At 43.7% G+C, this 24,900-nt stretch carries 16 protein-coding genes and 1 pseudogene; 7 read left to right on the top strand and 10 right to left on the bottom strand.

The annotated features are described in order from the left end of the window. Window positions 1-31 precede the first annotated feature (31 nt). The 7 genes from DPF90_RS04140 to DPF90_RS04110 are packed head-to-tail and all read left to right on the top strand — an operon-like array spanning window position 32 to window position 8,628. Window positions 32-1,021 carry an ABC transporter permease gene (locus DPF90_RS04140; protein ID WP_114784979.1) on the top strand — a complete coding sequence of 330 codons (990 nt, stop codon included), beginning with the start codon at window positions 32-34 and terminating at the stop codon, window positions 1,019-1,021. Next, window positions 1,018-2,049: an ABC transporter permease gene (locus tag DPF90_RS04135; RefSeq protein WP_420855711.1), complete on the top strand. Its 1,032-nt coding sequence runs from the start codon at window positions 1,018-1,020 to the stop codon at window positions 2,047-2,049. Before DPF90_RS04140 ends, DPF90_RS04135 begins: the two co-directional genes overlap by 4 nt. Next, a complete protein-coding gene (locus DPF90_RS04130; RefSeq protein ID WP_114784977.1) occupies window positions 2,046-3,029 on the top strand; it encodes an ABC transporter ATP-binding protein in 984 nt (327 codons plus the stop codon). Before DPF90_RS04135 ends, DPF90_RS04130 begins: the two co-directional genes overlap by 4 nt. Window positions 3,030-3,065: 36 nt before the next feature. Then, on the top strand, window positions 3,066-4,058 hold the full coding sequence (locus tag DPF90_RS04125; protein ID WP_114784975.1) for an ABC transporter ATP-binding protein: 993 nt from the start codon (window positions 3,066-3,068) through the stop codon (window positions 4,056-4,058). A gap of 49 nt (window positions 4,059-4,107) precedes the next feature. Then, the gene (locus DPF90_RS04120; RefSeq protein WP_114784973.1) at window positions 4,108-5,826 is read left to right on the top strand and encodes a glycoside hydrolase family 9 protein; all 1,719 of its coding nucleotides are present in this window, start codon (window positions 4,108-4,110) and stop codon (window positions 5,824-5,826) included. Between the two features lies 1 nt (window position 5,827). Then, window positions 5,828-6,718: a glucosamine kinase nucleotide-binding domain-containing protein gene (locus DPF90_RS04115; protein ID WP_114784971.1), complete on the top strand. Its 891-nt coding sequence runs from the start codon at window positions 5,828-5,830 to the stop codon at window positions 6,716-6,718. After that, on the top strand, window positions 6,715-8,628 hold the full coding sequence (locus DPF90_RS04110) for a beta-N-acetylhexosaminidase (protein ID WP_114784969.1): 1,914 nt from the start codon (window positions 6,715-6,717) through the stop codon (window positions 8,626-8,628). The genes DPF90_RS04115 and DPF90_RS04110 overlap by 4 nt, the downstream gene beginning before the upstream one ends. Window positions 8,629-8,649: 21 nt before the next feature. Here DPF90_RS04110 and DPF90_RS04105 read toward each other — a convergent pair whose 3' ends face one another. From DPF90_RS04105 to hrpB, 10 genes and pseudogenes are all read right to left on the bottom strand, one after another. Further along, window positions 8,650-9,681, bottom strand: coding sequence for an ABC transporter ATP-binding protein (locus DPF90_RS04105; RefSeq protein ID WP_114784967.1), 1,032 nt, complete (start codon window positions 9,679-9,681; stop codon window positions 8,650-8,652). Next, window positions 9,681-11,306, bottom strand: a complete 1,626-nt coding sequence (locus DPF90_RS04100; RefSeq protein WP_114784965.1) for an ABC transporter permease — start codon at window positions 11,304-11,306, stop codon at window positions 9,681-9,683. Before DPF90_RS04100 ends, DPF90_RS04105 begins: the two co-directional genes overlap by 1 nt. A 137-nt stretch (window positions 11,307-11,443) precedes the next feature. Further along, window positions 11,444-12,457, bottom strand: a complete 1,014-nt coding sequence (locus DPF90_RS04095) for a Fe(3+) ABC transporter substrate-binding protein (RefSeq protein WP_114784963.1) — start codon at window positions 12,455-12,457, stop codon at window positions 11,444-11,446. A gap of 141 nt (window positions 12,458-12,598) precedes the next feature. Then, window positions 12,599-13,828: an ammonium transporter gene (locus tag DPF90_RS04090; protein WP_114784961.1), complete on the bottom strand. Its 1,230-nt coding sequence runs from the start codon at window positions 13,826-13,828 to the stop codon at window positions 12,599-12,601. 25 nt (window positions 13,829-13,853) lie between these two features. Then, a complete protein-coding gene (locus tag DPF90_RS04085) occupies window positions 13,854-14,192 on the bottom strand; it encodes a P-II family nitrogen regulator (protein ID WP_114784959.1) in 339 nt (112 codons plus the stop codon). A 174-nt stretch (window positions 14,193-14,366) separates the two neighbouring features. Then, on the bottom strand, window positions 14,367-14,738 hold the full coding sequence (locus tag DPF90_RS04080; RefSeq protein WP_114784957.1) for a YacL family protein: 372 nt from the start codon (window positions 14,736-14,738) through the stop codon (window positions 14,367-14,369). 112 nt (window positions 14,739-14,850) lie between these two features. Next, the gene (gene acnB / locus DPF90_RS04075) at window positions 14,851-17,448 is read right to left on the bottom strand and encodes a bifunctional aconitate hydratase 2/2-methylisocitrate dehydratase (protein ID WP_114784955.1); all 2,598 of its coding nucleotides are present in this window, start codon (window positions 17,446-17,448) and stop codon (window positions 14,851-14,853) included. A 287-nt stretch (window positions 17,449-17,735) separates the two neighbouring features. Then, complete coding sequence (locus tag DPF90_RS04070) at window positions 17,736-19,976, bottom strand: patatin-like phospholipase family protein (protein ID WP_114785253.1); 2,241 nt, start codon at window positions 19,974-19,976, stop codon at window positions 17,736-17,738. Window positions 19,977-20,076: 100 nt separating this feature from the next. Next, a complete protein-coding gene (gene mrcB / locus DPF90_RS04065; protein ID WP_114784953.1) occupies window positions 20,077-22,422 on the bottom strand; it encodes a penicillin-binding protein 1B in 2,346 nt (781 codons plus the stop codon). Beyond that, window positions 22,419-24,867: pseudogene (gene hrpB / locus DPF90_RS04060) on the bottom strand (ATP-dependent helicase HrpB). The gene mrcB and the pseudogene hrpB overlap by 4 nt, the downstream one beginning before the upstream one ends. Between the last annotated feature and the right edge of the window lie 33 nt (window positions 24,868-24,900).

Below are 24,900 nucleotides of genomic sequence, written 5' to 3'. Positions count from 1 at the left end.
CGTATAGATAAATCGAGCAAGGAGCTAGGTAATGGGCTATTTCTTAAAGCGATTATCATTTTACTGCATGGCACTTTTGGTTGCTGCAACCCTAAATTTTATTATACCAAGAGCCATGCCTGGCGATCCTGTAACTATGATGTTTGCCAATGCTTCAGTGCAGGTGACCCCCGAGCGAATTGCGGCAATGAAAGAACTTCTTGGGTTTGTCGATGGTGGGCTATTTGTTCAATATATTGCCTACATGAAAAATATCCTGAGTTGGGAACTAGGCACATCAATCCAATTTTATCCATTGCCTGTCAGTGAATTACTTGGTGGCGCTTTTGGCTGGTCTCTCTTTCTCGCTGGCAGTGCAGTGGTTCTCTCTTTCTCTCTAGGTTCTATTTTGGGTATCTACGCGGCTTGGAAACGTGGCAGTAAATACGATGCCTTCATTACTCCTGGCATGCTTGTCATCCAAGCGGTACCACAGGTTGTCATCGCTATGATTGCTATGTTTGTATTTGCGATTGGTTTGAAGTGGTTTCCCACTGGTTATGCGTATACGGCAGGAAAAACGCCCGATTGGACCAACTGGGGTTTTATAAAAGATGTCGCCTATCACGCTGTACTTCCCCTATTTTGCGCCTCAATTGTTCAGATTGGCGGCTTCTTGGTCAATATGCGTAATAACATGATCAACTTGCTTGCTGAAGACTATATTACGATGGCCAAAGGTAAAGGCCTCAGTCAGCAGCGAGTGATATTTAACTATGCCGCTCGTAATGCACTGCTTCCAAGTGTCACCGCTTTATCTATGGCTCTTGGTATGGCTATCGGTGGGCAGTTGATCATAGAGATCATTTTTAACTATCCGGGCTTAGGTTCTGTTCTTTTTAACGCAATAAAAGCCCGCGACTACCAGGTGTTGCAAGGACAGCTTCTTATTATGACCTTATTTATGCTGTTTTTTAATCTCTTGGCTGACATTTTATACGTTGTCCTCGACCCACGCCTGCGTCAAGGAGGTTATTCATGATAAAAGTGCTACTAAGACTTATCTGGGGAAACCGCTTAGCTCTTATCGGTAGCTTAATTATTGGTATCTTTCTTATCATTGCTTTAGCTGCACCAATACTAACCAAACATGCGCCGAACAAACGGACTGGTAACCCGCATGAATACCCTTCAATCATCGTAAAGTCAGCCCAATCTCACCCTGATGGATGGATAGCCAAAAACCTTGCGACAGATAGGCGCACCTTGGTCATGTCAAAAAAAGCCGACCATATATTGGGTACAACACGGATGGGACGAGACGTATGGTCTCAATTTGTTCATGGCGCACGAGTTTCCCTAAGCGTTGGATTTGGAGTAGGTTTAAGTGTGTGCTTGTTTGCCACCGTTATCGGTATCTCGGCTGGATATTTCGGTGGTCGTATTGACGATATATTAACCGCAGCAATGAATATCATGCTGGTGATACCTCAATATCCTCTGTTATTTGTTTTAGCCGCATTTATCGGGGAGGCTGGCCCACTCACCATTGCGCTTATCATAGGCTTTACCGCTTGGGCCTGGGGTGCAAGAGTTATTCGTGCTCAAACTCTAGCATTACGTGAAAAAGAGTTTGTTAAAGCTGCAGAAGTTTTGGGTGAGTCTCGGTGGCGAATCATTTTCGTCGAAATTTTGCCTAATTTAATCCCTATTGTTGGAGCAAGCTTCATCGGTTCTGTTATGTACGCCATTATGATGGAAGCAACGATTTCTTTTCTTGGTCTTGGCGATCCCAATACTGTCAGTTGGGGAATAATGCTTTATAACGTGCAAACTTCCTCTTCCATGCTAATTGGTGCTTGGTGGGAGTTATTAGCTCCTTGCGCCGCACTCATTCTTCTTGTTACTGGACTTGCTTTACTAAATTTTGCCGTAGACGAAATAGCAAACCCTCAGTTGCGATCGCATAAAGGCCTAAAACGCTGGCAAAAGTTATCCCGTCAGCAGCAAAAGCCCTTGCAAGAATTCAAACCACAACCCCCACTTTGTAGCGGAGAAAAACCACTATGACTAGCCCTCTCGTTTCTATCCGCAACCTATGTGTTGACTATATTACCGATGCAGGAGATGTAAGAGCATGCAGCAATGTCAGCTTTGATATTGCAGCGGGAGAAATATTTGGTTTGGCCGGAGAGTCTGGATGCGGAAAATCCACCGTCGCTTTTTCACTCATGCGACTACACAAACCGCCCGCTTACATCAGCGCAGGTGAAATCCTGATTAACGGTGACGACATACTCAAATACAGCGATGAACGTATGCAGACATTCCGCTGGAACGAAATGTCCATGGTTTTTCAAAGTGCGATGAACGCCTTAAACCCTGTCTTAACCATGGAAGAACAATTTTGTGATGTGATTATGTGTCATACCAATATGACTCGAAATCAAGCGCGAAAAAGAGCCGAGGAACTGCTTGAGATTGTCGATATTCACCCTAGCCGCTTAAATGATTATCCCCATCAATTTTCTGGAGGTATGCGTCAGCGTCTTTTGATTGCCATTGCTCTAGCACTAAATCCCAAAATGATCATTATGGATGAGCCAACAACGGCTTTAGATGTCGTGGTACAAAGGGAGATCCTGCAAAAGATTTACGCTTTAAAAGAAGAGTTTGGCTTTGCCATTTTATTTATCACACATGATCTTTCACTCATGGTTGAGTTTTCTGACCGCATTGGTGTTATGTATTCGGGCGAGTTAGTTGAAATTGCCCCATCACACAAGATTCTCAATGCTCCCTACCACCCTTACACTGAAGGCTTAGGCAGCTCTTTTCCTTCACTAACAGGGCCTAAAACGAAACTGACTGGGATTCCGGGTAGCCCTCTCAATCTATTAGATATCCCATCAGGCTGCAGATTTCAGGCTCGTTGTCAGCAAGTTAAAGATATTTGCCGTCAAAAAAGCACAAAACTAACCCAAATAGAGCCGAACCATTTTTCTAACTGCCACCTCTACGGTGAGCCTATCACTCAAATCAAGTGTTAGATTGAGACGATAAAGACCAATAAACAGGAGGCGATAATGAGCGATGAATATGGACAGCTACTCGTTGAAGGGAAAAACCTTATCAAAGACTTTCCGATTAATAGTAACGCATTAAAACAGCCAATGATGCGCGCGATTAATGACGTGTCCTTCAAAATGTATAAGAGTCGTGGTCTTTCCGTAGTGGGAGAGTCTGGCTCTGGTAAATCAACCACAGCCAAGATGATCGCCAAAATGTATGCGCCAAACTCAGGCTCGATTCACTATAAAGGCAAAGATCTCACCTCTTTTCGCTCTCGCTCTGAACTAAAGAGTTATCGAGAAGGGGTACAAATGGTATGGCAAGATCCTTTTAGTTCTCTCAACCCAACCCACAACATTTTTCATCATCTAGCCCGCCCTCTATTGATTCATAAAAAAGTCGCAACAAATAACAAAAAAGAATTGCAGGAGCGCGTGTATGCGCTGTTAGAGCAAGTAGGCTTAATTCCAGCAAAAGAAACAGCCAGTAAGTTCCCTCACCAGCTTTCAGGAGGGCAACGTCAAAGAGTGAATCTTGCGCGTAACATTGCAGTAGAAGCCGAAGTTGTATTAGCTGATGAACCAACTTCAATGCTTGATGTGTCTATTCGCGCAGGGGTGCTAAATCTCATGGAGGAAATGAAGTTTGAGAAAAAAATGTCACTACTTTATATCACCCATGATATAGCAACAGCGCGTTATATAGCTGAAGACATTGCGGTTATGTACGTCGGTCATATGGTCGAATGGGGGGATACAGAAGAAGTTATCCACCAGCCTCAGCACCCCTATACCCAATTACTTATCTCTGCCGTACCAGATCCAAGTAAATCCATTCATACCCAATTAGACGGTAACAAAGGAGAAATTCCCCTTTGGACGCCGAGTTCTTCAGGCTGCCCATTTGCCGCTCGATGTCCTCATTCGACTCAAAAATGCAAACAACAGCTACCGGAGATCACACAGCTCTCAAGCAACCACTTTGTTCGTTGTTACTTACACCAATAATAAACATCAACCAAACCATCACATTGAAAATATATACCTAGAGGTACGAATGCAAATACTAACCAACCATATTGGTTATGAAAGGCTTGGTCCTAAAAAGGCCATTTTGATGCTCGATGAGGATTCTTTGCTACCAAACTCTAAGGTGGAATTAATCAATGCCTATAACAAGCAATGTGTCGGCCATTTTCCATTAGGACAGATTGCGCGAGTTGAAAAATGGCATCAGGGATATTTCAGTCATATCAACTTTTCCGCCCATCAAGTATCTGGCAGCTATTATTTGCGCTTTCAACACTGCCAATCTAAACCATTTACTATTTCAAATAACCAACTGTGCCAATCAACACTTTCCGATCTGATCCATTATTTCAAATCACAACGTTGTGATGGGCTATTTGATAGGCAAGATAAACATGTTCGTTTACTCAATAGTCAAACCTATGTTGATGTACACGGCGGCTGGTACGACGCATCTGGAGATGTAAGTAAATACTTATCTCATCTTTCCTATGCGAACTATTTCAACCCGCAGCAAACGCCCATCGTGGTATGGAATATAGTCAAAGGGATTGAAATAACTCAGCGCAGTCTGCCCAATTTTACCTATCAAAGGATGTTAGATGAAGCTTTGTTCGGGGCTGATTTTTTGCTCAGAATGCAACACAGCAGCGGCTATTTCTATACCACTGTATTTGATAAGTGGTCCAAAAACCCTCAAGAAAGAGAAATATGTTCCTACTCAACCCAGCAGGGACAAAAGTCAGACGACTACCAAGCAGGCTTTCGTCAAGGCGGCGGCCTTGCTATCGCGGCATTGGCAGCAGCAGCAAGACTCCACAAGGACAGAGACTATACGGCTGAGGAGTACCTCAAAGCGGCAGTTTTAGGCTACGCACACCTTAAAGAGCACAACCACTATTATCTAAACGACAATCAAGAAAATATTATTGATGAGTATTGCGCTCTTATTGCTAGCGTCGAGTTGTACAAATCAACCCATCAAACTTGTTACTTAGAAGAAGCTCGCACATGGGCAAAAAGGCTTACAAGCCGTCAACAATCGGATGCTAATGTAAGTCATTATTGGTCAGCCAATGACGATGGCTCTCGGCCTTACTTTCACGCGGCAGAAGCAGGCCTTCCTGCAATCGCACTATGCGAGTATCTCAGCATAGATAAACAAGATAATCTTAGTGAAGCCGTTTTAAAGACTCTAGTTCAATCCTGTCAATTTGAACTGTCCATCACTCACAAGGTATTCAATCCATTTGGCTATCCACGTCAATACGTTAAAGATCTGCATCATGACAAACGAGAAGCTTTCTTCATTGCGCAAGATAATGAGACAGGTTATTGGTGGCAAGGCGAGAATGCACGCTTATCATCATTAGCTGTGATGGCCTATTTCGCGCAGCCTTATATCAATGATATCACAATAAAAAATGGCTTAATTCAATATGCTCAAGGTGCCATAGACTGGATACTAGGCCTTAACCCCTATGACATGTGTATGGTCGATGGACATGGACACAATAACCCTGATTATTTACCTCAACTTGGTTTTTTTAATGCCAAAGGAGGTATTTGTAATGGCATTACTGCGGGAGTAAATGATCCACATGGCATAGCATTTAACCCCTCAGCTCATAAAGACGATATGGCGCAAAATTGGCGATGGGGAGAACAATGGTTACCCCACAGCGCATGGTTCCTTCTGGCGATCATTGCCCAATCACATCATTTTACTAACAGGGAGGAGAGTTAGAATGATTCAATATTATGTCGGTATTGACGGCGGGGGAACCAGTTGCCGAGCAAGAATAAGAGATCATCAAGGAAGATTACTTGGAGAAGCAAAAGGCGGCAGCGCTAATATTCTACTCGGAGTCGAACTTGCCCTACAGTCTATAATCGAAACCGTATCCATAGCGGCGAAAAGTGCCAGTCTTGATCATTCCCAATTCGCTTTCATGCACCTTGGATTAGCGCTTGCTGGCGCTGAACATAAAAGTGCATGGTTCGAGTTCATATCACAACCACACCCTTTTGCTTCTTTAGTGTTGAATACCGATGCCTACGGTGCTTGTCTAGGCGCGCATAACGGAGATAGCGGCGCCATAGTCATTGCAGGGACAGGATCATGCGGTCTTTATTTGTCCGGAACCAAACAATATGTGGTGGGAGGACACGAGTTTCCCATTTCAGATCAAGGTAGTGGCGCCATCATGGGCCTTAAATTACTGCAACAAGTTCTTCTTGCGGCAGATGACATGCGTGCAAAAACACCACTTTGTCAGCAGATTTTCCAACATTTTAACCATGATATCAGTGAAGTTGTCACTTGGTCTAAAAACGCTCTACCCCGAGATTATGCTCAGTTCTGTCCTCTGATATTTGATCATGCACATCAAAACGATCCTCTTGCGATATGGCTACTAAAAGAAAGCGCACGTGACATTGAGATGTTAATTCAAGCTTTAGTTAAAAAAGGCGCTGAGAGAGTTTGTCTTATGGGCGGTATCGCTGAGCGCATTGGTGATTGGCTTACCCCAAGCACTCATAAATGGCTGGTTACACCTGAGTATGATGCACTTGAAGGCGCTTTGATGTTTGCAGGAAAGCCAGAGCATAATCTATTTAAAAGAGAGGAAGCATGAGCTATCAACTCCAACTTGCCGTTATATATGAAGAGCCCGAGCAAAGCTTGGTCAGCTTAACACTGCGTAACGTCTCTGAATTCACACTCTCACGCTGGTATTTGCAATTTATTTTCGAGCGCAATATTAAACTCGACAGCATCACTCATGGCAAAGTCAAGCAAATAGGAAGTTTTTGCACAATCACGCCAGATATCGACAAATTAGCTATAGATAATCAGTATTACTGCGAATTTATTGTTAAGTCACCACCTATTCGCTTCTATGCTCATGGCATAAAAGAGGCAGTAGTTGTTAACCTAGACACAAACCAGAAACTGCCTGTAGCCATAAACCCAATGATGCTTGCCAAAGTCCATGAAATAGATGCTTGCTTGACACCTCCAAAAGCATCTTGCACCGGGCTTATCCCTCACCCCAACAAAATCGAATATCAAAAGGGGGAGATAACTTTGACCGACAAAATCAATATCTCCATCCAAACTTCCATGGCAGAGAAAGCTGCCACATGGCTAGAGCAAGAAATGAGTGCCATGTTTGGCATTCAGCTTGGAAAAAGTAAAAGCGGTATACTCTTTGTGCTCAATTCTTCCCTAGACGACGGACACTATAATTTAGAGGTGGAGGCGGAGTGTATTAAATTAGAGGCTAACTCTATAAATGGTTTTACCCACGCCAGTGCTACCTTATTGCAGCTAATTAAAAGCTTAGATGGTAATTTCGTCGTTCCTAAGGTTAAGATCGTCGATCATCCACGATTTACTTATCGTGGGTTGATGCTCGACTGCGCTCGTCATTTTCATTCCGTGAGTACAATCAAAAGATTGATTAATCAATTGGTCTACTACAAGCTTAACCATTTTCACTGGCATTTAACCGATGATGAAGGATGGAGAGTGGAGATCGATGCTTTTCCACAACTCACACAGGTAGGCGCAAAACGTGGCAGTCAGTACGATTTAGAGCCACAATTGAGCCATCTTACCTCAAATCATGAAGGGTACTATAGCAAAGAGCAGATACGAGAAATCATCGCTTATGCCGCTGATCGCTCGATTATTGTAATACCAGAGATTGATATCCCTGGGCATTGTAGAGCAGCGATAAAATCTCTCCCTTATCTACTTGCTGATGACGAAGACGCATCTTGCTATCTAAGTGTCCAAAACTATCACGATAACACTCTTTCCCCTGTCCTTGATGGTACTTATCTTTTTATCGATAAAGTACTAGAAGAAATTGCTGATCTTTTCCCTTCACCTTGGATACATATGGGCGGTGACGAAGTCCCCTCTGGTGTATGGAAAAATAGTCAAGCTTGTCAGACACTCATGAAAGTCAATCACTACCAAAGCACAGATGAGCTTCAAGGTCATATTCTCCGCTATGCAGAGAACAAACTTAAATCACTTGGAAAACGTATGCTTGGCTGGGAAGAAGTCAAAAATGGGAATAAAGTCAGTCCAAATACTGTCATAGTTGCTTGGACCAATGAGAACGCCGCCATAAATAGCGCTGAGCAAGGTTTCAATGTGATTCTCCAACCAGCCCAATATACCTACTTTGATTTAGTACAAAACTATACGCCTAATGAACCCGGCTCCGATTGGGCAGGAGTACTAACTTTAGAAAAAGCTTACCGTTACCAGCCACTTGAGCAAATATCAGCACAGAGCAATATGCATCAAAAGATATTAGGGCTTCAGTGCGCTCTATGGTGCGAAAACACCATAGAACAAGCCAACATTGATTATATGCTTTTCCCAAGGTTGACTGCATTTTCTGAAGTTTGCTGGACAGACAGCTCTGGACGCGATTGGCAAGATTATTTATCTCGCCTAAAACAGCATCAGAGACTAATGGATAAGCAAAATATCCAATACCGATACCCATGGAAGACAAAAACTTAATAACGTCAGATCAAGGCGGAATTAGAATGCCAAAACACCGTGTGTTTCTACCTTGACCGAAACTGGCTGACCAATGTTTAATGGTTCCGATGAACTAGCTAATAATCGGCTACCGTTGGCATCAATAACATAGCGGCAATGATCTCCCATAAATTGCTGCTCAAGTACCATGACGCTGCTTTGTTCAGTCGCACTGATCTGGATGTGCTGCGGGCGCAGTAACAATTCACACTTAGCATCAATATGGATATCTTGCTGCGCCTTTGCTTCGACAAGGCCAAGCTCAGTTTCAAACTCTCGTTCCGATACTCGTTTTGCGTTCAGGTAGCTACCGCCACCTAAAAAATCGGCAACAAATTTACTTGATGGTTGATAATACAATTCACTCGCGGTTCCATATTGCTCTATGATGCCGTGATTCATCACCGCCATCTTATCAGCAAAGGCAAAAGCTTCTTCACGACTATGAGTTACGAAGATTGCCGTCACACCCTGCTGCTTAAAGATTTTACGAATTTCACCAATCAATTCGTGGCGAACCTGAGTGTCTATGTTAGAGAAAGGCTCGTCTAACAATAGCAAATCAGGATTGTACGCCAGGGAACGAGCGATGGCGACGCGTTGCTGTTGCCCGCCTGATAACTGATGTGGGTAACGCTTCTCGTATCCAGTGAGATGAACCAACGCCAACATTTCCGCGATCTTGAGCGATTTATCATGTTTGCTAAATGCTTTTAAACCAAAAGCCACATTTTCTTCCACCGTCAAATGAGGAAAAAGTGCGTAATCTTGAAATATCATGCCAATATTTCGCTGCTCTGGTGGCTGCCAGCAGCTGCCGTTATCTATTAGCTTGCCATTGAGACGCATGGTCCCTGAGCTTAGTGGAAGTAGACCTGCGATCGCTTTTAACAAGGTTGTTTTTCCACAACCACTCGCACCAAGCAAACACACGATTTCACCTTGGCTTACATCCAAAGACAAAGACTCAAGCACGGTTGTTTGCAGATGGTATTGACAAGTTAAATTAGTGATAGATAGCGCTTTACTCATTAGTGAGAGTGCTCCAGTGAACGATTAACTAATACAAGCGGAATCAATCCGACTAATACCAAAAGTACTGCGGGTAACGCTGCTAACTCAAGCTGCTCATCGGAGGCAAAGTTATACACATAAGTTGCCAAGGTTTCAAAATTAAACGGCCGAAGCAGCAGAGCAGCATTGAGCTCTTTCATTGATTCGATAAACACCAGAAGACCTGCAATTAACGCACCTCGTCGAATCAGAGGAAAATGAACACGCCATAGCATCTGATTGGAATTACACCCCATAGTACGTGAGGCCATATCAAGTGAAGGAGATACTTTGTTAAGACTGCTCTCAACGCTACCAATAGCCACTGCAGAAAACCTCACCGTTAAGGCAAAGATCAACGCAAACATAGAGCCTGAAAATATCAAGCCGGGCTGAGTCACATTGATCGCTTTTGCCACATCATTGACCAAATGATCCATAAAAAGAACCGGGACCATAACCCCAATAGCCAGTACAGTACCTGGAACAGCATAGCCTAACGAAGATAAACGCATAAAGACCAAGCTTTGGCTATTTCCGACCAAGCGATGATAAAAATTCACCACGACAGCAACAAAAACGCCAATGAAAGCTGCTGAAAATGATACATACAAACTATTCAAAGCGTATTGACGAAATTCTGGGGTCCAACTTTGAGCAAAGTATTGATATGCATAAACAATCAACTGCATTAAAGGAAATGCAAACGCGATGACGACCAAGCCCCAGCACCAAAATAAGGCTAACCATTTTTTCCAGCCCTGTAGCTGATATCTAAAGTCTTCACTGCTATTAAACTGGTTTTGAAACAACTTTTGTCTGCGGCGGCTATAACGCTCGGTGCTGAGCAATAAGACAACAAATATCAGCATAATTGCCGATATTTTTGCGGCAGCAGTTAGGCTCGAATAGCCGAGCCAAGTGTCGTACACCGCTGTAGTTAAAGTATTTACAGCAAAGTAACTGACTGTGCCAAAATCACCGATGGTTTCCATCGCAACCAAGGAGAGCCCTATGGCGATAGAGGGTCTGGCAAGTGGCAATGATATCCGAAGAAAGCTTTCCCATGGTGAACATTTCAGCAAGCGTGCCGACTGCAATAAAGAGACATTTTGCTCCATAAAGGAGGCGCGGCAAAGTAAATACACATATGGGTATAAAACCAATGCCAACACAAAAATAGCGCCAGGCAAGGTCCGAATGTCAGGAAACCAATAATCTCCTGCTTGCCACCCCATAACGTCACGAAGAAATATTTGGATTGGGCCTGCAAAATCAAGCCAGTCGGTAAAAATGTATCCCACAATATAACTAGGCATAGCCAGAGGAAGGACCAATGCCCACTGTAAAAACCTTTCACTTGGGATTTTGCACATTGCCATTACCCAAGCGGAGGGTATACCAAAAACGGCAGACAGCAGCATAGTCCCAGCAGCCAAAGCGACCGTATTGAGAGTATAAGTTGGCATTACGGTCGATAAAAGGTGAGAAAAGAGTTCATCTGTCTCACCAATTGACGTCATAAATATTGCCAAGATCGGCAAAACCAGTAGCAAGGCAAGCATCCCACTACTGGTTTTCCATAGGTATAATTTTTCTTTCATTGCCTAACAATCATAGATGCATATGAGTCATGCATCTCTATCACACTAAGGGTATTTTATACCCTTATATAGCAACAACCTCAAGTCACGCCAACAACAGCAGCAACTTGAGGCTAAATAATTGCAATGATGAACAATTACAGGTCGAATTTTACTTCGTCGAGTAGTTTAATTGCAGATGAGTGATGATCAGCGATTTCGTCTAAAGAGATGGTGTCTGCCTTAAAGTCTCCCCAAGATGCAACCAGCGCTGAACGCTTCACGCCATTTTTAACAGGATACTCATAATTGACCTCTGCATACATGCTCTGAGCTTTATCACCAGATAAAAACTCCATCAGCTTAAGCGCGTTATCTTTATTCGGTGAGTATTTGGCCATTGCCATACCAGAGATATTAACATGGGTACCCGTAGTCTTCTGATCAGGGAAATTAATGTAAACCGCATCAGCCCATGCTTTCTGCTCTTTATCATTATACATTTTCCCTAGATAGTAACTGTTACCCAGAGATACATCGCACAGGCCTTCTTTGATTGCTTTCACTTGAGCACGGTCATTACCTTGGGGCTTTCGTGCTAGATTAGCTTTAACGCCTTCCAGCCACTTCTTTGTTTCGGCCTCACCTTGGTGGGCGATCATTGAAGAAACCAGCGAAACATTGTAAGGGTGTTTACCGCTACGAGTACAAATCTTGCCTTTAAACTCAGGCTTAGCAAGATCCTCGTAAGTAAAGTCATCACCTAGTTTGCCAACCCGGTCACGAGATGAATAAACGCTGCGCGTTCGTGTGGTTAACGCAAACCACTCATTATTCTCATCTTGATACTGAGCTGGAATATTTTTCTCTAGTACATCACTATCAACAGACTGAACCAAGCCTTTGTCTGTCAGCTCAGAAAGACGACTAATATCGACCGTTAGAATAACATCAGCAGGGCTATATTCGCCTTCTTGAGCCAGCTTTTCTGCTAAACCCTTTTTAGCAAACTTTACATTTACTTTAATGCCAGTCTCTTTGGTGAACTCATTAAACATAGGCTCAACTAAGAAAGGTTGACGGTATGAGTAGACGTTTACTTCTTCAGCAGCCATAGCGGTTGGCGCCAAAGTAGCACATGCCAAAGCCGAAAGAGTCAGCATTTTTTTCATTGGTTCAGTCCTTGTATTAATCTAAATGATAATTTTTATCACTTGTATTATATTCAAGATGGCCAAGAACTCAATTAATCATGCGTAAAAACCCGACATAGCTGACAGATTTTTGAGTATTCTATTTGTAACAGCTTGTGACTATTTAATCGTCACAAACTCTGGGTAAGCACCAACACCGCAATCATGCATATCCATCCCTTCTAGCTCCTCTTCTTCAGAAACACGAATACCAAGAGTGGCTTTAAGTACCGACCACACAATTAAACTGCTGATAAATACCCAAGAGAAAATAGTGACAGCACCCAGTAGCTGAGCGCCAACGCTGGCCTCACTATTACTCAAAGGCACCACCATCAAACCAAAAAAGCCACAAACTCCATGAACAGAAATAGCACCAACCGGATCATCTATCTTGAGTTTATCCAGCGCTATGATGCTAAAGACTACCAAAACGCCAGAAACTGCGCCGATCGCTACCGAATAGATCGGAGACGGAGATAAAGGATCGGCAGTAATTGCAACTAAACCAGCCAAAGCGCCATTAAGTACCATGGTCAAGTCGGCTTTGCCCCAAGTCGTTTTGCATACTAAGAGCGCAGCAAATGCCCCAGCAGCGGCAGCGGCGTTGGTGTTAAGAAAGATTTTTCCTACTGCGGTGGCATTTTCGAAATTAGACACCATTAGTTGAGAGCCACCATTAAAGCCAAACCAACCAAACCACAAAATAAATGTCCCTAAGGTAGCAAGCGGCATATTTGAACCAGGAATTGGGTAGATTTCACCATTTTTACCATACTTGCCGCGGCGCGCCCCTAGCAGTAGTACTCCAGCAAGCGCTGCCGATGCTCCCGCCATATGCACAATTCCAGAGCCCGCAAAATCACTAAAGCCCGCTTGTGCTAAAAAGCCGCCACCCCATGACCAGTAGCCTTCCATTGGATAAATAAATGAAGTCAACACCGCCGAAAAAATAAGAAATGACCAGAGTTTCATTCGTTCAGCAACCGCGCCAGAGACAACGGACATGGCAGTAGCAACAAACACTACCTGAAAGAAGAAGTCAGACTCTAAAGAGTGATCAGCACCAGCACTTTGCGATCCGATTAGAGCACCGATTGATGGCAACCAGCCTCCCTCAGTATTATCGACATACATAATGTTGTAGCCAACAACCAGATAAGTGGTACAGGCAATCGCATAAAGACAAACGTTCTTAGTTAATATCTCAGTAGTATTTTTTGACCGCACTAAGCCTGCTTCTAACATAGCGAATCCAGCCGCCATCCACATGACAAGTGCACCTGAAATCAAAAAGAAAAAAGTGTCTAGAGCGTAACGCAGTTCAACAACTGTTGATGTAAGTTCCATTTGGTATTCTCCAATCCTATCGAGCCTAGAGTGCTTCCGCGTCCATTTCACCAGTACGTATGCGTACTGCTTGGTTCAGGTCGTAAACAAAGATTTTTCCGTCGCCTATTTTTCCGGTGTGAGCTGCTTTAGAGATTGCTTCTAAAACAGGCTCAACATTATCCGCATGGGTTGCAATTTCGAGCTTCACCTTAGGTAAAAAATCGACTTGATATTCAGCACCACGATAAAGTTCAGTATGACCCTTTTGCCGCCCAAAGCCTTTCACCTCTGATACCGTCATTCCTTCTATACCGACATCTGCTAAAGCTTCTCGCACATCATCCAATTTAAATGGCTTTATGATCGCATTAATGATTTTCATCTTACCCTCTCGAGGCTGACGTAATTAAATCTATTAATCCAAGCTACATGCCAACTTATTAAGTATTTGATATATAGTCATCTGGTGTTTTTAAAAGAATTAGAAACACTAAGGGCGCACCACATCGGTGCGCCCTTTTCACAATAATGATGCGATAAATTTAAATCGCTTTATCTATCTGGACTGTAGAAACGCTTTCCACTGCTCAAACAAAGATACAAAGTCCTCCAGTCCACAAGATGCTTTGCTTTCACTGTTGTAATAATCGAATTCACTACCTTCCGACATAGATTCTCCATGGCTCAATACATTTTCTTCTACGGTCACTTCATCACCCTGAATAATGAGTGAGATTTCACATCCTGAGTAGTTATGCTCTAGCAGCGGAGAGTGCTTTACAGCCTCTAACAAGGCTTCTACTTGCTGTATTTTTTGCTTGTCTTTACCAATTTCTTCTTCAAGCCAGCGGCCGAGAACTTCGTGGCCCATACTTGGCTTCACATAGTATTCGCCCATTAGGGTGTTGCGAATAAATTCAAATTCCATCATTAATGCCGTGTGCAAAAAAGAAGGCAAAGTATATAGGTACCGTTCAAAAAGCTCAAAAAAAGCGCCTGCAGCTAACAGGCGCTCGTATGCTCGGTGTTACCCTTGTGGATCACACTGGTTCTTGGAAAATCACGCTATCGGCTTTCTTGGTGTATTCTTCCATCTTGTGGAAGTTTAGATAGCGATACGTATCAGCGGCTGTGGAGTCAATTTGCTTAGCATATTCTAAGTACTCATCCTTAGTTGGGATTTTACCGAGAATAGCACCAACAGCGGCCAATTCAGCAGAGGATAGAAAAACATTCGCTCCATTACCAAGACGGTTAGGGAAGTTACGCGTAGACGTCGACATCACTGTCGCTTTGTCTGCAACTCGAGCTTGGTTACCCATACACAAGGAACACCCTGGGGTCTCGATACGCACTCCAGCACGGCCGTAAATTCCGTAGTATCCTTCTGCAGTGAGCTGATCTCTATCCATTTTGGTTGGCGGAGCAACCCAAAGACGAGTATCTAGTTGTCCACCATATTGCTCAAGCAGTTTACCTGCCGCGCGGAAGTGGCCAATGTTAGTCATACAAGAACCAATAAAGACTTCATCGATTTGCGTACCTTGAACATCCGATAGCAAGCGTGCATCGTCTGGATCATTTGGTGCACAAAGGATCGGTTCTGTGATTTCAGCAAGATCAATATCAATCACATGGGCATATTCTGCATCGGCATCCGCTTCCATTAATTCCGGATTTGCAAGCCACTCTTCCATTGCTGCGATACGACGCTCTATAGTACGACGATCGCCATAGCCCTCAGAAATCATCCACTTGAGCATAACAATGTTTGAGTTGAGGTACTCTTCGATCGAAGCTTGGGAAAGCTTAACGGTACAGCCAGCAGCAGAGCGTTCCGCTGACGCATCAGACAGTTCAAATGCTTGTTCAACGGTTAGGTGCTCAACCCCTTCGATTTCTAAAACCCGGCCAGAAAACTCATTAATCTTGCCTGCTTTTTCAACAGTTAGAAGGCCTTGCTTAATACCGTAATACGGAATGGAATGCACAAGATCTCTGAGCGTAATACCAGGCTTCATTTTGCCCTTAAAGCGAACCAAAATCGATTCTGGCATATCCAACGGCATTACCCCAGTTGCCGCTGCGAAGGCTACCAAGCCTGAACCTGCTGGGAAAGAGATGCCAAGAGGAAAACGAGTATGTGAATCACCACCAGTTCCTACTGTGTCAGGAAGAAGCATTCTGTTGAGCCAAGAGTGAATCACACCATCACCTGGACGAAGAGATACTCCACCGCGATTCATAATAAAATCAGGCAGTGTATGGTGAGTATTAACATCAACCGGTTTCGGGTACGCTGAGGTATGACAGAAGGACTGCATCACCAAATCAGCCGAAAAGCCCAGACAAGCTAGATCTTTCAATTCATCCCGAGTCATAGGACCTGTGGTATCTTGAGATCCAACTGTGGTCATTTTGGGCTCGCAGTAAGTACCCGGACGAATACCTTCTACACCGCATGCTTTACCAACCATTTTTTGAGCTAACGTGTAGCCTTTATATGAATCAGCAACAGCGCCAGGCTTGCGGAAAATATCAGATGACTCAAGACCGAGAGATTGACGAGCCTTGTCTGTTAAACCACGGCCAATAATCAGCGGAATTCGGCCACCGGCACGAACTTCATCAATAAGAACATCGGTTTTCAAGCCAAACTCAGCAAGAGTCTCACCCGTTGCATTATTACAGACTTTGCCTTCATAAGGGTACACATCAATCACATCACCCATGTTGAGCTTGGATACATCAACTTCAATTGGCAACGCACCTGCGTCTTCCATAGTATTGAAGAAGATAGGTGCAATTTTTCCACCCAGAACATAACCACCTGCGCGCTTGTTTGGCACATTAGGAATATCATCACCCATAAACCACAACACGGAATTAGTCGCTGATTTGCGTGAGGAACCTGTTCCGACCACATCGCCTACGTAGACAAGCTGATGACCTTTTTTCTTCAGGTCTTCTATTTGGGCAATAGGACCGATGCTACCAGGTTGATCTGGAGTGATACCATCACGCTCGTTTTTCAACATAGCAAGAGCATGGACGGGGATATCTGGACGAGACCAAGCATCTGGGGCTGGAGAAAGGTCATCGGTGTTGGTTTCACCCGTCACCTTAAACACAGTAAGAGTGATTTTTTTCTCAAGCTCTGGTTTAGACAAAAACCATTCGGCATCTGCCCAAGACTGCATGACTTTTTGAGCATGAGTGTTGCCCGCTTTGGCTTTTTCTTCTACATCGTAGAATGCATCAAACATCAATAAAGTATGAGACAAAGCTTCCACGGCGATTGGAGCCAAAGCATCATCTTCAAGAAGGTCGACAAGGGGCGCGATATTATATCCACCTTGCATGGTACCGAGCAGCTGGGCTGCTTTTTCACGACTGACTAACGGAGATGTCACTTCACCTTTAGTGACTGCAGTTAAAAAACCAGCTTTAACATAAGCCGCTTCATCAACACCGGGAGGAATACGATTCTCTAGTAGGTCAAGAAGTACGGCTTCTTCACCTTTAGGCGGATTTTTTAGAAGTTCTACAAGACCAGCAACTTGTTCAGCGTCTAGTGGTTTCGGAACAACTCCTTCAGCAGCACGCTCTGCGACGTGTTTACGATAGGCTTCAAGCACGACTTTTTCCTCTCATTGCGGTTTCTTCGTTATTATTACTATTATTCAAAATTAACGAAGTAAACATCCTTGGAAACTTGGTTCTCGATAATCATGTTCTTAGCTTAGAACTTATATCAAAAAGACCAAACTTTGGGCGCTAGGATAGCAAATTTAACGATAAATTAAAATCTCATCACTTTGACCAACATAGCAAGTTATAACTAAAGTCCCATGATTTTCTTTACTTTGTTCCCCAATTCACTCACCCTATCTGTTTATAATTCACATTACTTATTATGGGATAATTATTTAAAACTGGTCCCAATAATAAGGTAGAAAGAGTCATAATTTTGTTCTGTCCTTCCATATCCAACCATAATAGGCCCGACAGGCGAGTCCACGCCAAAGAAAACAGACCCTGCACCATAGAGAGGCGCTTTATCAGCACTAATGCTGGGATCTGACCAAACTCCTCCATATTCCAATGAAGCTCCTAGATAAAATGGCGATGAAAACAAGCCAAAGTCATTGTCAAACCAGCGATAACGATAAACTAAGCTACCAAAGATTTTATTCTGTCCAATTAGACTGCTACGAGGGATACCCGATAAGTTTAAAAAGCCACCCAGTTCTTTAGGATTGATAATTAACGCAGAATTTTTACTCTCTACCACGCCAACATCTAAATTGGCAACTAGGGTATGACGGGAAATACTGTGCGCATAAATTGCCTTAGCCCCATACTCGAAAGCCGTATCTTCATTATGTCCCTCGAAGACACTGCCCGTAACACCAACGCTGTCATCATGCGATACCAAATAATCTAGGTCTAAAAACCAGCCCTTACTCGGTAAACTGTAGTTATCTAGGGTATCTATTCGATAATTAATAAAGCCTCCAACCCGCTTATAGGACGAATTACCCAGAGAAGGAAGAGAAGCAAGTTCTCCAACACCATCTGTATATCGAACCCCAAGCTTGATCCTGCTCCACAATGCATTTTGATAACCAAGCGCCCATTCGGCTCCCCATTCATTGAATGCCACTGGAATATAGTCTCGACTTGCACTTAACGAAGTATCTGTCATTCCTCCTTTAGGAACATTGACTTTTTCACTGCTGTACGACCCGGTAACCGTGGTGAAGAAATCTGTGTTGAACAAAAGTGGAGTATACAACTCTCCCAAGACAAGTTTGTCCGAGCCCATCTCGACATTGAGCCTAAATTCAGCCCCCAGAGAATTTAAATCGGTGAAATTGGTCGAAACGCCAATGGAGTATTGACTGTCTGTTTCAAAATCATCTTCTAGAAAAAAGCGAAAGTTGATATAATTTGGCCCCCAGGTTTTTTCTCGAATATTAAGCACTAGGGTGTTTTGATTATCAATTTCTTCATAGCGATAAGTGATAAGTTCAAATCGATCTAGCGCATAAAGACTTTGGACGCTCGCTTCTATCTCAGCCGTTGCATAACGCTCGCCTGGCTTAAGTTTAAGGTACTTTTTTAACGTTTCTTCGCTATAGTGACTGTGATTATGAATAATGATTTCTTCGACCGTGATTTCATCACCATAACGAAGCTTTCGCCGCGCATCTTCTTTATGATCGATGTAATCCTGATACTCAGATGATGATACGCTATACTGCTTAAGCTTTGTCTCATTAGCAATAGCAGCTTTGTAACCTTGCTGAAAAGCGAACGGCATTTTGTCAAATTCCGTCGTTTCCATATCACCCACTTTGGGTTGAAGGAAAACATCTTTGCTTGTTAGTGTTTTAGCTTGACGATTTGTAGTGCTTCGAACTAAATAATTTGACAGTTGATCAGCGACAGTGAATAAAGTCGTAAACTCATCTTCCTCTCGGTAATCAGTACTGATATCAACAGCAATAACCACATCAGCACCCAAGGCTCTTGCTACATCAACAGGCATATTGTTCGTAACACCACCATCGACTAACAGTTGGCCATTGAGCTCATAGGGAGGCAAAGCTCCAGGGACTGACATACTCGCCATCATGGCGTCAACAAGATATCCATCACCAATCACTACAGGTTCTAACTCTATAATGTCAGTAGCAACTGAGCGATAAGGTATTGCTAGATCATCAAAAGAAGTAAAAGGAGGGAGGTTACCAGAAGTCTCACGTAAGATTTTGAGCATCCCCTGACCTTGCACAATTCCACGAGCTGCATGAATCTCTCCCCAACGAAGACCTAAATCGGTCGTCAGTTGGTATCTGTCTTCATACTCTTTATCTCGCACACGACGTTCACTGCGATCCACTCTGTCACGATAGCCATTGTTCCAATCGATAGTCGTAATAAAACTCTCGATTTCATCGGCGCTCATACCCGTTGAATACAAGCCACCAACATAGGCTCCCATACTGGTTCCAGTGATGTAATCCACCGGAATTTTAAGCTCTTCTAGCGCCTTTAACACACCTATATGCGCAGCGCCTTTTGCTCCACCTCCAGCAAGAACGACTGCTATTTGGGGTCGCTCTGCCTCTTCCTGTTTGTCTGGCTTTTCCGCCGACATCACGTTTTGAAGCGCAGCTATATAGACAAGTAAAAAGCACAATAACTTCTTCACTGCATCGCTCCCTTTTCGCAATACCTTTACTGAGTTCAACACATTTCTACCAGCTAAATAACTTTTTAATCCACTGAGTCGGCTGGCTATCGCACTGACTTTTAAGCTGATTATTAACATCCCACATAGGCAGCTTGAACGCATTACCACAATCCAATTCGAGACTTCCATTATCAGTATAAGCAAAACCTAAAGTACTAATACCTTTAGGCCAAGGTAAGGCTAATGTTTCCGGAATACGATGGTTTAAATACTCCGCATACACTCTAAGTGCACCGCTGGATCCTGTCAGTTTGGTTGGCTGATTATCATCTCTACCAAGCCAGATAGTCGTCACTTCTCGACCATCTATCCCAACAAACCAACTATCACGAGTGTCATTGCTCGTACCCGTTTTTCCAGCTAATGCAGCCCAGCCAAATTGACTATTAAGATATCGCCCTGTTCCCTCCAAAACACCACGTTTCATAGCATAAGTGGTCAGCCAAGCGGCTTGCTGATCTATGGTCTGAGATGTTCGAGGTAAAGACTGGAATAACACCTTACCCTCTTTATCAACCACTGAACGCAGTGCTGATAATGGCGAGCGCTTACCAGAATTCGTCAGGGTTTGATACATTTGAGCAACTTGAAAAGGCGTCAAGGTGAAAGAGCCGAGGAACATCGAAGGCACTGGCCTAATTTCATCAGGATCCACACCGAGTTTTTCGAGAGTATCAATAACTTTAGGTATACCCAATTGCATGCCTAATTCTACTGTCGGAACATTGAGTGATTTAGCTAACGCCAAATACAATGGTACATCACCTCTAAATTTTCTGTCATAGTTTCGTGGCGACCAAACGCTCCCTTTTGAGCCTTTTAAACTGATCGGCTTATCATGTAAAGTGGTTGCAAGGTTATACTTCTGAGGCTGCTCTAAGGCTGTCAAATACACAGCTGGCTTAACCAGTGAACCGATTTGACGGCTGGCATTCAACGCTCGATTAAAGCCATCATAGCCGGTACGTTTTCCTCCAACCATAGCGCGTATTTCACCTGTATGGCGGTCAACGGCAATCGCAGCGCCTTCCAAAGATTTCCCCGCCACTTGGCTTAATTGAGGAATCTTTCTAGCAATCGCTTGTTCTAGCTCTTGCTGTGAAACAGGATCGAGCGAAGTAAATACCCTCAGGCCTAAATCTGACTGAAATACCCCACCCACTTTGTCTTTAAGCTCGATTTTAAGTTGCTGGAAATAAGCAGGCTGGCGACTTGCAATACGGGGATTGTCTTGTATATCCAATGGACGATTTACTGCCGTTTCGTACTGACTTGCACTCAACACATCCTGTTGCATCATCAAGCGTAACACCAGATCACGTCGCTCTTTCGCTCTTTCCGGATAACGGATAGGATTGTAATAGGAAGGGCCTTTTACCATACCGACCAACAGAGCAAGCTGGTCTATTCGCAGTTCCTGAATGGGCTGCCCAAAATACAACCGAGAAGCCAAGCCAAATCCGTGAATCGCTTCACCTCGGCTTTGGCCTAGGTAAACTTCATTGAGATAACCTTCTAAAATGCGATCTTTGCTGTATCTATAATCAATAATCAGAGCCATATAAGCTTCACGTAGCTTGCGCCACAATGTTCGATCGCTAGATAGGAATATATTTTTAGCGAGCTGCTGAGTAAGAGTACTTCCCCCTTGAACCGCTCTACCGGCTTTCAAGTTGGCAACCATAGCTCTAGCGATAGCAAGCGGGGAAACACCATCGTGCTGATAAAAGTCTCTATCTTCGGTTACAAGTAGCGCATCAACCATGATCTCGGGAAACTGGTCTCGCCTGAGAAATAAGCGCTGCTCGTCATGATCCTTTTCTAACATCCCCAACATTTTGGGTTCAATACGCAGATAGCCAAGATCACCAGCTTTCTCCAATGACTCAATCCGCTTTAAGCTTGTAGCATCGAAATGAAGCATCACATGACGATCAGGTTCAGGGCCATTGGTGAATTCAAAAGGACGACGAAACAATTCAATCTTGGTCGAAGAGGATGAATATTCCCCAGGGTAGCGAGGATGCCGCACTTTACGATAATTGAGTACATCTAACTCATTGCGCACTTCTTGTATTGAAATGCGGTCACCAGGAGCAAGATTTAAAATTCGTGCATACACGACAGTGGGTAAATCAAATAACTGACCTTCGAAGCGCTGCCTTACCACGCTATCAAGATACACACCAATAAAGACAATCACGACTAAGCCAGCAAGACTTGCTTTCCAAGCTACACTCCAAACTATTTGTAGCCAGCTGCGTTGATTCTTCTTTGAGCTCTTCTTCCTAGGAGATGGCTTTTTCGTGGTTTTAGGTTGTTTACTTTTAAAGGTTGTTTTCTTGCTCATGAGTTCAGTTGTCGCTTAGTTTTCGTCGTCGCCACATGATTAGCTGGATCATCAGGCCATACATGCTTGGGGTAACGTCCTTTCATTTCTTTTTGTACTTCTTTATATGCACTCGCCCAAAAGCTAGCCAAATCGCTTGTTATCTGTAATGGGCGCTGCGCGGGTGAAAGCAATTCCACCAGCAATTTTTTTCTTCCCTGTGCTATTTGAGGCGACGCTTGTTGACCAAACATTTCCTGCATTCGTACAGACAAAATAGGCTCGTGGCCTTGTTTATAGCGAATCTTTTTCTTCGTTCCCGTGGGTAACAAATAATAAACGGGTAGCCATTGATCTATGTTCTTGTTAAGTGGCCAAGAAAGATAGGACATTAATACGGGCTCAAGATCAATTTTTTTCATTGCTTGCAATGAGTTGACTCCAGTTAAGTATGGCTCCAACCAGTGTTCAAGGTTTTTCAATAATTGTGTATCCGACGTTTCTGGCCATGGCTGTTCTGGTAGCCAATCAGCAGCGCAGCGAATGCGTTCAAGTAATTGCGTGCTATTATCCGACCAGTCTAATACAGCCAGTCCCTTGCGTCTTACATAGTTGAGTAAAGCTTGGGTCATTTTTTTAGGAGGAGGTGTCGGCAAAGGCGCTCGCTCGACAACTAAGCGTCCAATACACTGTTGAGATTCGGCGATTAATCGTCCTTTTTCATCATCCCAATCAAGATAATCATTGTTTTTGAGTAGGCCAGGGAACCACTTTTTCACAGATAGTAATTCTAGCTCCGCAGCCAAAAAGATACGAGAGGAACCTGATTGGGTTCGCATAAGATCTGCGATTACTAGATACTCTGAAGTAGATAATTTTTCCTCTTCCGCCAATTCAGCGCCATGTCCATTGGCAAGCAAAAACTTCCCTGCTTTTCCACTACGCAGCTGAGCGACTCGATCAGGAAAAGCGGCTGCTAACATGACGGCTACCAAAGATTCGTCAATAGAGTCAGTAGAAAAGCCCACATTAAGCTTGCGAGCTAAAGCCATACCTCTTTGATGCACCATTTTTTGCTGCGAATGTTTTCCTCGCTTGAAGCTATCAACCGAATGTGAAAAGTTGACAATATTGCGCTCAGGTGATTCCAATAACGCCGCCACTGCAGGTGCTGTGGAGAGCCATGCGGGGCTATTTGAATGGGTTAACATAGCTGCAATTCTAGGTTCTACCCCAAGATCACAAGCGGCCTTGCCTCGACTTGTTAATTGATGCTTATCATCCAATAAACCCAGATTCACCAGTAACTGTTTGGATTGTAAAAAACTTGCTTTCCAGCCACTTTAATTCCGATGGCTCAGAAGCCCCCCATTGAGCAAGCTCTATCGCTAGGCTGGATAAATCTGAAGACAATATCTCAGCAGATGGCACATAGGGCTGCTGATTTAACGAACTTTCAGAATATAGCCTTATACAAATACCCGGCTCCAATCGCCCTGCTCGCCCCGCTCTTTGCTCTGCTGATGATTGCGCAATACGAACTTGCTCAAGCTTAGTTACCCCATTTTTAACATCAAATCTCGCAGTGCGCTGTAAACCTGAATCGAGAACCATACGTATGCCTTCTATGGTCAAAGAAGTTTCAGCAATATTGGTCGCAAGCACCACTTTACGTTGCCCTTTAGTAGGAGCTTGAATCGCTGCCTGCTGCTGTTGAAAATTCAATTGTCCATGTAAAGGGAAAACATCGACATTACTTGGCAAACTGGTTAAGCCCTCAGCTACACGCTTAATGGCTGACATACCCGGTAAAAATACCAGTAATGACCCTGTTTCCTTACCGATTAAACTGTGAATTTGAGCCACCATCACATGCTCATATCGCTGATTAGGCCTTAAAGGATGATAACGATATTCAACTGGAAAACTTCGGCCTTGAGATTCAATATACTTAGCATTAGGCATCAACACCTTGATAGTATCGAGGTCTATAGTCGCTGACATGACGACTAACTTGAGATCCTCTCTCAATACATCCTGAATCTCGAGAGAAAACGCAAGAGCAGTATCCGCATGAATGCTACGTTCGTGGAACTCATCAAAAATCACCAATGAGATCCCCGTCAGCTCCGGATCCATTTGGATCATGCGGGTTAAGATACCTTCAGTTACAATCTCTAGTTGCGTGTTGGCGCTAACCCTAGACTCCCCTCTCACTCGATAACCAACACGCTGACCGATGCTTTCTCCGAGCTGCTGAGCAAGATAGTAGGCGATATTACGTGCAGCTAGACGCCTTGGCTCTAACACAATGATCTTTCCATCAACCGCATTTTCGGTTAATAGCTTTAATGGAAGGTAGGTCGACTTACCTGCACCTGGTGCGGCTTTAAGAATAACTTGGGAGTGAGTTTTGATGGCAGACAATAACTCTGGCATCACGCTCTCTATGGGAAGCTGTGACAAGGGTTAAACCTTATGATGTAATAATATAAATAT

Source organism: Vibrio tetraodonis (assembly GCF_003350295.1).
GTDB lineage: Bacteria > Pseudomonadota > Gammaproteobacteria > Enterobacterales > Vibrionaceae > Vibrio > Vibrio tetraodonis.
This window is presented reverse-complemented; position numbering and strand designations above follow the sequence as displayed.

Coding starts and splice junctions, on each gene's coding strand:
- DPF90_RS04140 (WP_114784979.1), top strand. CDS start 32: ATGGGCTATTTCTTAAAGCGATTATCATTTTACTGCATGGCACTTTTG.
- DPF90_RS04135 (WP_420855711.1), top strand. CDS start 1,018: ATGATAAAAGTGCTACTAAGACTTATCTGGGGAAACCGCTTAGCTCTT.
- DPF90_RS04130 (WP_114784977.1), top strand. CDS start 2,046: ATGACTAGCCCTCTCGTTTCTATCCGCAACCTATGTGTTGACTATATT.
- DPF90_RS04125 (WP_114784975.1), top strand. CDS start 3,066: ATGAGCGATGAATATGGACAGCTACTCGTTGAAGGGAAAAACCTTATC.
- DPF90_RS04120 (WP_114784973.1), top strand. CDS start 4,108: ATGCAAATACTAACCAACCATATTGGTTATGAAAGGCTTGGTCCTAAA.
- DPF90_RS04115 (WP_114784971.1), top strand. CDS start 5,828: ATGATTCAATATTATGTCGGTATTGACGGCGGGGGAACCAGTTGCCGA.
- DPF90_RS04110 (WP_114784969.1), top strand. CDS start 6,715: ATGAGCTATCAACTCCAACTTGCCGTTATATATGAAGAGCCCGAGCAA.
- DPF90_RS04105 (WP_114784967.1), bottom strand. CDS start 9,681: ATGAGTAAAGCGCTATCTATCACTAATTTAACTTGTCAATACCATCTG.
- DPF90_RS04100 (WP_114784965.1), bottom strand. CDS start 11,306: ATGAAAGAAAAATTATACCTATGGAAAACCAGTAGTGGGATGCTTGCC.
- DPF90_RS04095 (WP_114784963.1), bottom strand. CDS start 12,457: ATGAAAAAAATGCTGACTCTTTCGGCTTTGGCATGTGCTACTTTGGCG.
- DPF90_RS04090 (WP_114784961.1), bottom strand. CDS start 13,828: ATGGAACTTACATCAACAGTTGTTGAACTGCGTTACGCTCTAGACACT.
- DPF90_RS04085 (WP_114784959.1), bottom strand. CDS start 14,192: ATGAAAATCATTAATGCGATCATAAAGCCATTTAAATTGGATGATGTG.
- DPF90_RS04080 (WP_114784957.1), bottom strand. CDS start 14,738: ATGGAATTTGAATTTATTCGCAACACCCTAATGGGCGAATACTATGTG.
- DPF90_RS04070 (WP_114785253.1), bottom strand. CDS start 19,976: ATGTCGGCGGAAAAGCCAGACAAACAGGAAGAGGCAGAGCGACCCCAA.
- mrcB (WP_114784953.1), bottom strand. CDS start 22,422: ATGAGCAAGAAAACAACCTTTAAAAGTAAACAACCTAAAACCACGAAA.